Raw genomic sequence first — 9134 nt, forward strand, 5'->3', positions numbered from 1 at the left:
GAACAACCTCGGGCGTATCTGCACCAGACCGCGCGCAACATCGCAGTGGACGGTTATCGGCGTGAGGATCGGCGGGGCGCCATGGAGTCGGAGGCGATTGATTTGAGTGTGTCGTCGTCCGGCGACCCGGAGCAGTACATGCAGGCGATCCAGTTGGCTGATTGCATCGAACGGGCGCTCACCGAGTTGCCGGTCAATTGCCGCAAGGTGTTTGTGTGGCAAAAGATCGAAGGCTTGACCCAGGCTGAAATCGCCGAACGCCTGGGTTTATCCAAGAACATGGTGGAAAAGTATATGATCCGCACCTTGCGGCATCTGCGTGACCGCCTCGACGGATCGCAAGCATGAGCGGCCGCGCCTTCTCACCCCCAGCCAAGCAGGAACTTCCATGATGGATACTCGTGATTGTGCGTGCGGGCAAACAAAGGTTCGCGACGAGGCGGCGTGGTGGTTTGTGCGTTTGCAGGAACCGGCCGTGGACGTTGAGGAGTACCGGCGCTTCGAGGCTTGGCTGCACGAACATCCGCAACATCAAGACGAATTCGAAATGCTTCAGGGCTTGTGGATGGCGGCTGACCTGGTGCCGGTCGAGCGTCTGCAAGCCATGTGTGAAACCGCGCCGGTTCGCCGCACACCTCAACCGTGGGTGCGTTACGCGGTGGCGGCCAGTGTGGTGGCCGTGGCGCTGGGCGTGGGATGGTCCACTGGTTTGCATCACCCGGAACCTTTTACCGCTGAATATTCCACGGCGTTGGGTGAACGTCGGCATGTGGTATTGCCGGACGGTTCGTTGATGGACATGAACAGCCGTAGCCGTATTCAGGTGCGTTTTGATAAAGACCGGCGTGGCATCGAGTTGACTGAGGGCGAAGCGATGTTCAGCGTCGAGCACGACACCAGCCGACCGTTCGTGGTCGAAGCGGGCAACGGCCAGGTGACGGTCACCGGCACGCGCTTCGATGTGCGCCGCGATCCGTCGCAAACCCGGGTGGCGGTGGAGCAGGGCACGGTCAAGGTTCAGGGGCAGGGCGCCAATGTCATCAGCCTCACCGCTGGCCTTGGCACTCGCATCGATGCCCAAGGGGTTGTCGCGGCGGCTTATGCGGTCAACCCGACCGAGCTGACCGCGTGGCGTGGGGGCAAACTGGTGTTCAACAACGCTAGCCTCAGCGAGGTGGCTGCCGAAGTATCGCGTTACCGCGAGAGACCGCTCACCGTCAGCAACGACACAGTCGGCAGTCTGCGCCTGACCAGCGTGTCCAATTCCGACAGCACCGATGCACTCATCAAGGCCTTGCCGAGCATCCTGCCGGTGGCCATACGCACCCTCGATGACGGCAGTCAGGAAATAATTTCAAAATAAATTCAGGTTTTTTTCGAGTTCATCGTCTTCTTGTCCAACTGCAACTGGTTTGCATTAACAAACGCATGCGCTTGCGATCCACAGGACATTGTTCGACGTGAAAAACACCTCTGCCAACCACAAAAAATCCCATTGGTTGCCGCTGCCGCTGGCGCTCGCCTTGGCGGTCAGCACTGCGTTGCCCCAGGCATTCGCCGCCGGTGGCATTCATATTCCGGCGCAGCCGTTGGGCCAGGCCCTGAGCGAGTTGGGCCAGCAAACGTCGTTGCAGGTTTTTTTCAATCCTGAACTGGTTGCCGGCAAGCAAGCCCCGGCTGTCGACGGCGACATTTCGCCGGAACAGGCCCTGCGTCAATTGCTGCAAGGCAGCGGTCTGCAATACCAGATCGATCAAGGCTCGGTCACCTTGTCGCCCGTGCCGACGTCCGCTTCGAACGGGCCGCTGGAGCTGGACGTGACCGATATCAAAGTGGTCGGCGACTGGCTCGGCGATGCCAATGTGGCTTTGGTGCAGAACCATCCCGGCGCACGTACGGTGGTGCGTCGCGAAGCGATGGTCGAGCAAGCGGCGATGAACGTTGGTGAGGTGCTCAAGCGCGTCCCCGGCGTGCAAGTGCAGGACGCCAACGGCACCGGTGGCAGTGATATTTCCCTGAATGTCGGCGTGCGCGGCCTGACCTCGCGTCTGTCGCCACGCTCCACCGTATTGATCGACGGCGTGCCGGCCGCGTTTGCGCCGTATGGCCAGCCGCAGCTGTCGATGGCGCCGATTTCCTCGGGCAACCTCGACAGCATCGACGTGGTGCGTGGCGGCGGCTCTGTGCGTTACGGGCCACAAAACGTCGGTGGCGTGATCAACTTCGTCACGCGCGCAATTCCGCAAGAAGCCACCGGTGAAATCGGCACCACCCTGGAAACCTCTCAGTATGGTGGCTGGAAGCACCTCGACAGCGCATTCCTCGGCGGCACCGCGGACAACGGCATCGGCGTGGCGCTGTTGTATTCCGGGGTGAACGGCAACGGTTACCGCGAAAGCAACAACGGCAACGACATCTCCGATGTGCTCCTCAAGACCCAGTGGGCGCCGACCGATGTCGACTACTTCAGCCTCAACTTTCACTACTACGACGCCAACGCCAACATGCCCGGCGGCCTGACACAGCAGCAGTACGACGCCGACCCGTTCCAGTCCGTGCGCGACTACGACAACTTCAGCGGCCGCCGCAAGGACGTGTCGTTCCGCTGGGCACGACAGATCGACGACCGTACCCAGGCCGAAGTGCTGACGTACTACACCGACAGTTTTCGTGGCAGCAACATCGCCGCTCGCGACCAGAAAACCCTGAGTTCTTATCCGCGCACTTACTACACCTTCGGCATCGAGCCACGGGTGTCCCATGTGTTTGAGGCGGGCCCGACCACTCAGGAAGTCAGCGTCGGTTATCGCTACCTCAAAGAAGCCATGCACGAAGAGACGAGCCGCGTTGCCCTGGTGAACAATCAGCCGGTGCTGACCCCGACGTCTGACGGTCACGTGTTCCAGGACCGCACCGGCGGCACCGAAGCCAACTCGGTGTACCTCGACGACAAAGTCGACGTCGGCAACTGGACCGTGACCCCGGGCATTCGCTTCGAACACATCAGCACCGACTGGCATGATCGCCCGGTGCTCGACACCGCCGGCAAGCGCGTGCCGGAGAAGAACCGCAGCATCGAAAGCAACGAACCGCTGCCGGCCCTGAGCGTGATGTATCACCTGTCCGAAGAGTGGAAGCTGTTCGCCAACTACGAAACCTCGTTCGGCAGCCTGCAATATTTCCAGCTCGGCCAGGGCGGTATCGGTGACAGCCCCGCCAATGGCCTGGAGCCGGAAAAAGCCAAGACCTACGAGGTCGGCACCCGTTACAACGATGAGGCGTGGGGCGGGGAAGTGACGCTGTTCTACATCGACTTCGATGACGAGTTGCAATACATCAGCAACGACGTGGGCTGGACCAACCTTGGCGCGACCAAGCACCAGGGCCTGGAGGCGTCGGTGCATTACGACCTGTCGGCGCTCAACCCGATGCTCGACGGCCTGACTGCCTACAGCGGTTTCACCTACACCCGTGCCACCTATGAAGGCGATATTCCGGGCTTCAAGGGTCGTGACCTGCCGTTCTACTCGCGTCAGGTGGCCACCGCCGGGCTGCGTTACGACATCAATCGCTGGACCTACAACCTCGATGCCTATGCCCAGTCCAAGCAGCGTTCGCCGGGCACGGGCGTGAACGCCGATGGCAGCTTCAACGGCAACTACATCACTGAAGGAACAGCGGATGGCCAGTTCGGCGATATTCCGGGGTACATGACCTGGAACGTGCGCGGCGGGTATGACTTCGGTTCGCAGCTGTCGAACCTGAAGCTCGGCGCCGGGGTGAAAAACATCTTCGACAGGCAGTACTTCACCCGCTCCAGCGACAACAACTCGGGGATGTACGTGGGGGCGCCGCGYACGTTCTTTGTGCAGGCCAGTGTGGGGTTCTGATAGACCGAGGTGACCCCATCGCCAGCAGGCTGGCTCCCACATTGATCTGCGTCATACACAGAGTTTGTGTTCACTGAAGATCCCCTGTGGGAGCCAGCCTGCTGGCGATAGCTATATCAGACTTTCAACACCTTCCCGCCAATGGCCACCGCCACCAGCAGCAACGCCATCAAGCCAAAGGCAAAACTCAAACTGCTGCCATGGGCGATAAACCCGATCACCGCAGGTCCCGCGAGGATGCCCGCATAACCCAGCGTGGTAATGGCCGGCACGGCAATGTGCTCGGGCATGACCGTCTGTTTGCCGACGGCGGTGTACAGCACCGGCACAATGTTCGAACAGCCCGCACCCAGCAACGCATAACCCACCAGCGCCGCCTGCCAGGCCGGTGCGAACGTGGCCAGCGCCAGGCCCGCGGCGGCGGTCAGCCCACCGAACACAATCACCCGCGTAGCACCCAGACGCCGGACGATCCGGTCACCGGTCAAGCGTCCGGCCGTCATGGTCAGCGCAAAGGCCGCATATCCCAGCCCCGCATACGCCGTGTCGATCCCGCGCTCTTGCGCCAGAAACACCGCGCTCCAGTCCAGAGCTGCGCCTTCGGCCAGGAACACGATGAAGCACATCCCTCCAATAAACAGCACGATGCCATGGGGTACGGCAAACGCCGGGCCGGTGCTTTCGCTGCCATAAGGCAGCAGGTGCGGCGCAGCTTTAAGCAAGGCCAGCACCAGCACTGCAATCACCACCCACATCGCACCCAGCGGTGACATGCCAAGGCCGAGCAGGCCGCTGACGCCCGCTGCACCGACGATCCCGCCCAGGCTGAACATCCCGTGAAACCCCGACATCATGTTTTTGCCGCTGGCTCGTTCGACGATCACTGCTTGCAGGTTGACCGTCGAATCCACCGTGCCCAGCCCGGCGCCGAACATGAACAGGGTGGCGATCAACGCCGGCACGGTCGACACCGTCGCCAGCAACGGCAAGGCCGCACAGATCAGCAACGTCCCGCCTGCCGTCACGCGCCGGCAACCGAAGCGCGCGGCCAGCATCCCGGCCAACGGCATCGCCAGAATCGACCCGACCCCCAGGCACAACAGCAATACACCGAGCGTCCCTTCACCCAGTCCGGCCCGCGCCTTGGCGTAAGGCACCAGCGGCGCCCAGGCGGCAATGCCGAGGCCGGCAATAAAGAAGGCGACGCGGGTGGACATCTGCTCCAGTCGGCCGGGAACAAATGAGGTTTGGGTCTTGAAGCTGGTCATATCAATCCTTGGCAAAAAACGTCGCGTACCCAAGGGACACTGACTGATCCCGCAGGTTCGATCAGTGTCCGCAGCCGTTCGCGGTCAGGCAGGCGCACATCGTTGCACAGCCTGTCGCCGTTTCGCGATATCGTCGATAAATTGATGGTTCAGACAGGAGGCGACATGACGCGGACTTACGATGCACGGGGCAATATTTATATCGTCGTGGCGCCTGATGCCGTGCGCGGTAGCGCAATTGATCTGCCCGAACAGGCTGACGTTGCCGCGCAAACCCGCGAGACGTGGGCGTTAGCGGCCATCGAGGCGTTTTGTGGTTGGGCCCCCGGCACTCAGCCGCCCGGCAGCAAGGACCATCGTAGCGACGGTTTGCTGGTCGGGCCGTTTCAATCGGCGCCGCCGTATGACCTGTTAATCGTCAACACCGATGGCACGCTGGCCGAACGCAGTGGCAATGGGCTGACGATTTTCTCCCAGTCGCTCAGTGAGCAAGGATTGATGCCGAAGGAGACCGCGTGCCTGCTGCGGGTTCATCACGACAAGACGGACGCGGTTTCGCCGGGGGAGACGTCAGTCAAACCGGCCGAGATCGATGGCGTGCAAGGGTTCTGGCTGGATTTGGGAAAACCTTCGTTAGGGCCGCAAGCCGTGGGTGCGCAAGGGGTTGAAAGCGTGCTGTTGAATGGGCGAGAAGTCAGCCATGTGCGGCCATTGTCCGCGCTTGAACCGGCCTGGAACCGCAGCCAGTTTGTGCGCATCGGCAATCCGCATTGCGTGACGCTGGTGGCGAGCGCCGCTGCATTGCCGAGCAATGAGCAAATGCGTGAATCACCCTTGGCAGAAGGGTTGATGCGGATTGCTTATGCCATGCCGACCGGGGCCGGTGATCCGTGTCCGGCGGGGGTGAATGTGCAGTGGGCGATGCTGGAATCTGCACAGCAAGTCGTCGCGCGGGTGTTTGAGCGCGGGGAAGGGCCGACGGCGTCGTCGGGCACCAGCGCCAGTGCCGTGGCGTGTGCGGCTTGGCGGGTGGGCTGGGTTTCGGCAGGCGAGGTGAAGGTGGTGATGCCAGGCGGAACGGCGCCAATTTTGCTGGAGGAAGTGGACGGGGAATTGAGTCGGGTCAGGCTGTTTGGCACGGCTCGGTTGATGGTTTGAATTCAAGAAAGCTATCGCCAGCAGGCTGGCTCCCACATTGGATCTGTGTCGTTCACACATCTCCTGTGGGAGCCAGCCTGCTGGCGATGGGGCCCTGACAGTCAGCAAAAAATCAGAGCTGATCTGGCCATTCCACCACCGGCATCGTCCGCTTCATCAGCACCTTGCCCCCGCGCACCGAATACAGCGGCAAGCCCTGGCTGCGAATCACTTCATAGTCACTGTCCGCCGACAGCACCAGCAAATTCGCCGGCCGTCCCGCTTCCAGGCCATAACGCTCGCCGAGGTTCATGGCCCTGGCGCTGTTGTCCGTCACCAGGTCCAGCGCGCTTTGCAGGTTGCGGTAACCGAGCATGTGGCAGATGTGTAACCCGGCTTCGAGCACCCGCAGAATGTTGCCGTTGCCCAGCGGATACCACGGGTCAACAATCGAGTCCTGACCGAAACACACGTTCATCCCCGCTTCGAGCAACTCGTTGACCCGGGTCACGCCACGGCGTTTCGGAAAGTTATCGAAGCGCCCTTGCAGGTGAATGCTTTCAGTGGGGCAGGAGACAAAACTGATTCCCGAATGCCCGAGCAGGCGGAAGAGTTTGGCGCAGTAAGCGTTGTCGTAAGAGCCCATCGCCGTGGTGTGGCTGGCGGTGACCCGCGAACCCATGTCGCGGCTGCGGGCCTCTTCGGCCAGCACTTCGAGGAAGCGCGAATGCGGGTCGTCGGTTTCGTCGCAGTGCACGTCCACCAGGCAACCGGTGCGCTCGGCCAGGTCCATCAGGAACTTCACTGAACTGACACCCTGATCGCGGGTGTACTCGAAATGCGGAATGCCGCCGACCACATCGGCGCCCATGCGGATCGCTTCTTCCATCAGCTCGCGGCCATTGTGGTACGACTCGATGCCTTCCTGTGGGAACGCGACGATTTGCAGGTCGATCAGGTGAYGGCTTTCCTCKCGCACTTCGAGCATCGCCTTGAGCGCGGTGAGTTGCGGGTCGGTAACGTCGACGTGGGTGCGCACATGCTGGATGCCGTGGGCGGAGAGGGTCTGGATGGTCTTCTTGGCGCGGGTCTTGGTGTCTTCCTCGGTGATCGTCACCTTGCGCTCGCCCCAGCACTCGATGCCTTCGAACAGCGTGCCGCTCATGTTCCAGCGCGGCTCGCCGGCGGTCAGGGTGGCGTCGAGGTGAATGTGCGGCTCGACAAAGGGCGGCACCACCAGGTTGCCGCCAGCGTCCAGATCGTCGGGGCCCAGGGTCGGGGCTTCGGTCTGCCGGGCGATGGTGCGGATCAGGCCGTTTTCCAGGTGCAACTCATGCAGGCCTTCTTGGTTGCGCAGGCGGGCGTTGATGATGTGCATCAGGCGAGTCCTTTTATAATTCTTGCTGGGGTGCCGGGGCGGTTCGAGCACCGAGTACGGCGGTCAATAACATATACGTTAGCGCGGCAGCGGCAATCCCTACCAGTGGCGCGACCCACGGCGAACTGAAAGCGGCCACGGTGCCGACGGCATAGGCGGTCAACCCCGACCAGTTAAAGGCGGGCAACTGTGCGTTGGCCAACTTGGGGTAATGACCGCGATAGCGATAGAAAAAGTCGGCCATGATCACACCACCAATCGGCGGAATCACCGTGCCCAGCAGGATCAGGTAGGGCACCAGCATGTCGTACATGCCGAGCAGTGCCAGCAGCGTGCCGATGAGCGCGCCGCCCAAGGTCACGGTTTTGCGTCGGCCGGTGCGCAGCAGGTTGCAGCCGGCGACGGCAAAGTTATAGATGGTGTTGTCCTGGGTGCTCCAGATGTTGATCAGCAACATCGCCATCGCGGCCATGGCGAAACCTTGCAACAGCAGCACCTCGACCACGTCCGGTTGCTGATAGACGATGGCCCCGTAGGCGCCGATCACCACCATCAGACCGTTGCCAAAGAAGAACCCGATCAGGCTCGCCAGCACCGCAACCTTTGCCGAGCGCGAGAAGCGCGTCCAGTTGGTGGCCTGGGTTGCACCGCTGACAAACGTGCCGAACACCAGGGTCACGGCGGTCGACCAATCCAGCGATCCCGTCGGCACGACGGCGAGCAGACCATCGAGCCCGCCGATCTTGACCGTCGACACCCACATCGACAGCGTCAGCAATACCATCATGGCCGGAACAGCGATGTAAGAGAGAATTTCCAGCCCGCGATAACCCACATAGGCGGTCGCACAAAATATCATCCCGAACAGCACCATCAACCCGAGGACTGTGCCCTCGCTCAATTCGAAATACTTGCCCAACACCACGGCGGCAGTGGCCGTGCCCCAGGCGTACCAGCCGATTTGAGTAAAACCGAGGATCAGGTCGCTGAGCTTGCTGCCCACTTCGCCGAAGCAGAAACGGCCCATCAGCACCGAGTTGAGCCCACTCTTGAACGCAATAAAGCCCAATGCGGCGGCGTAGATGCCCAGCAACAGATTGCCGACGATAATCACCGCCATCATCTCGGCAAAGTCGAACGCCACCCCGAGCTTGCCGCCGGCAAACATGGTGGCGGTGAAAAAGGTGAAACCCAGTAGCACCATGGCCGTGGATTTGAGCCCTTTGCGGGCATGCATCGGGACTTCGCTGAGGGGGTAGTCGTTGCCCGGTTCGTTCTGCGTCATGTGGCGTTCCTTACGAATGGGAGAGGACGCGGTAGGGAGTGCAGTGGTCGTGCCAAGGGTGAGGGAGTGTAGTTATTTATAGCCGAACGCCAGAGTTTGGCCGGGAATGTGGCCCGAAAGCGGTGCACCTGAAGCAACACATACCCCTTGTGGGAGCGAGCCGCCCGGAGCCGGCT

Annotated in this window: 7 protein-coding genes; 4 read left to right on the forward strand and 3 right to left on the reverse strand. The window is 61.6% G+C overall.

Annotation, left to right across the window (positions count from 1 at the left end; genetic code table 11):
- The 3 genes from AC1DSG_RS22980 to AC1DSG_RS22990 all read left to right on the forward strand — a co-directional run.
- Positions 1-348, forward strand: a 348-nt coding sequence (locus AC1DSG_RS22980; RefSeq protein WP_477792936.1) for a sigma-70 family RNA polymerase sigma factor, incomplete at its 5' end; no start/stop codon positions are given.
- Positions 349-388: 40 nt separating this feature from the next.
- The gene (locus AC1DSG_RS22985) at positions 389-1363 is read left to right on the forward strand and encodes a FecR family protein (RefSeq protein ID WP_477792937.1); all 975 of its coding nucleotides are present in this window, start codon (positions 389-391) and stop codon (positions 1361-1363) included.
- A gap of 97 nt (positions 1364-1460) precedes the next feature.
- Positions 1461-3890 carry a TonB-dependent siderophore receptor gene (locus tag AC1DSG_RS22990; protein WP_477792938.1) on the forward strand — a complete coding sequence of 810 codons (2430 nt, stop codon included), beginning with the start codon at positions 1461-1463 and terminating at the stop codon, positions 3888-3890.
- Positions 3891-4006: 116 nt separating this feature from the next.
- Here AC1DSG_RS22990 and AC1DSG_RS22995 read toward each other — a convergent pair whose 3' ends face one another.
- Positions 4007-5158: an MFS transporter gene (locus AC1DSG_RS22995; protein WP_477792939.1), complete on the reverse strand. Its 1152-nt coding sequence runs from the start codon at positions 5156-5158 to the stop codon at positions 4007-4009.
- A 165-nt stretch (positions 5159-5323) separates the two neighbouring features.
- Between AC1DSG_RS22995 and AC1DSG_RS23000 the strand changes: the two genes are divergently transcribed.
- Positions 5324-6316, forward strand: a complete 993-nt coding sequence (locus tag AC1DSG_RS23000) for a diaminopimelate epimerase (RefSeq protein ID WP_477792940.1) — start codon at positions 5324-5326, stop codon at positions 6314-6316.
- Between the two features lie 112 nt (positions 6317-6428).
- Here AC1DSG_RS23000 and codA read toward each other — a convergent pair whose 3' ends face one another.
- Together codA and codB are read right to left on the reverse strand one after the other, a co-directional pair.
- A complete protein-coding gene (codA, locus tag AC1DSG_RS23005) occupies positions 6429-7673 on the reverse strand; it encodes a cytosine deaminase (protein WP_477792941.1) in 1245 nt (414 codons plus the stop codon).
- A 13-nt stretch (positions 7674-7686) separates the two neighbouring features.
- Positions 7687-8958: a cytosine permease gene (gene codB, locus AC1DSG_RS23010; RefSeq protein ID WP_477792942.1), complete on the reverse strand. Its 1272-nt coding sequence runs from the start codon at positions 8956-8958 to the stop codon at positions 7687-7689.
- Positions 8959-9134: the final 176 nt, after the last annotated feature.

This window comes from Pseudomonas sp. P5_A12, assembly GCF_056400685.1.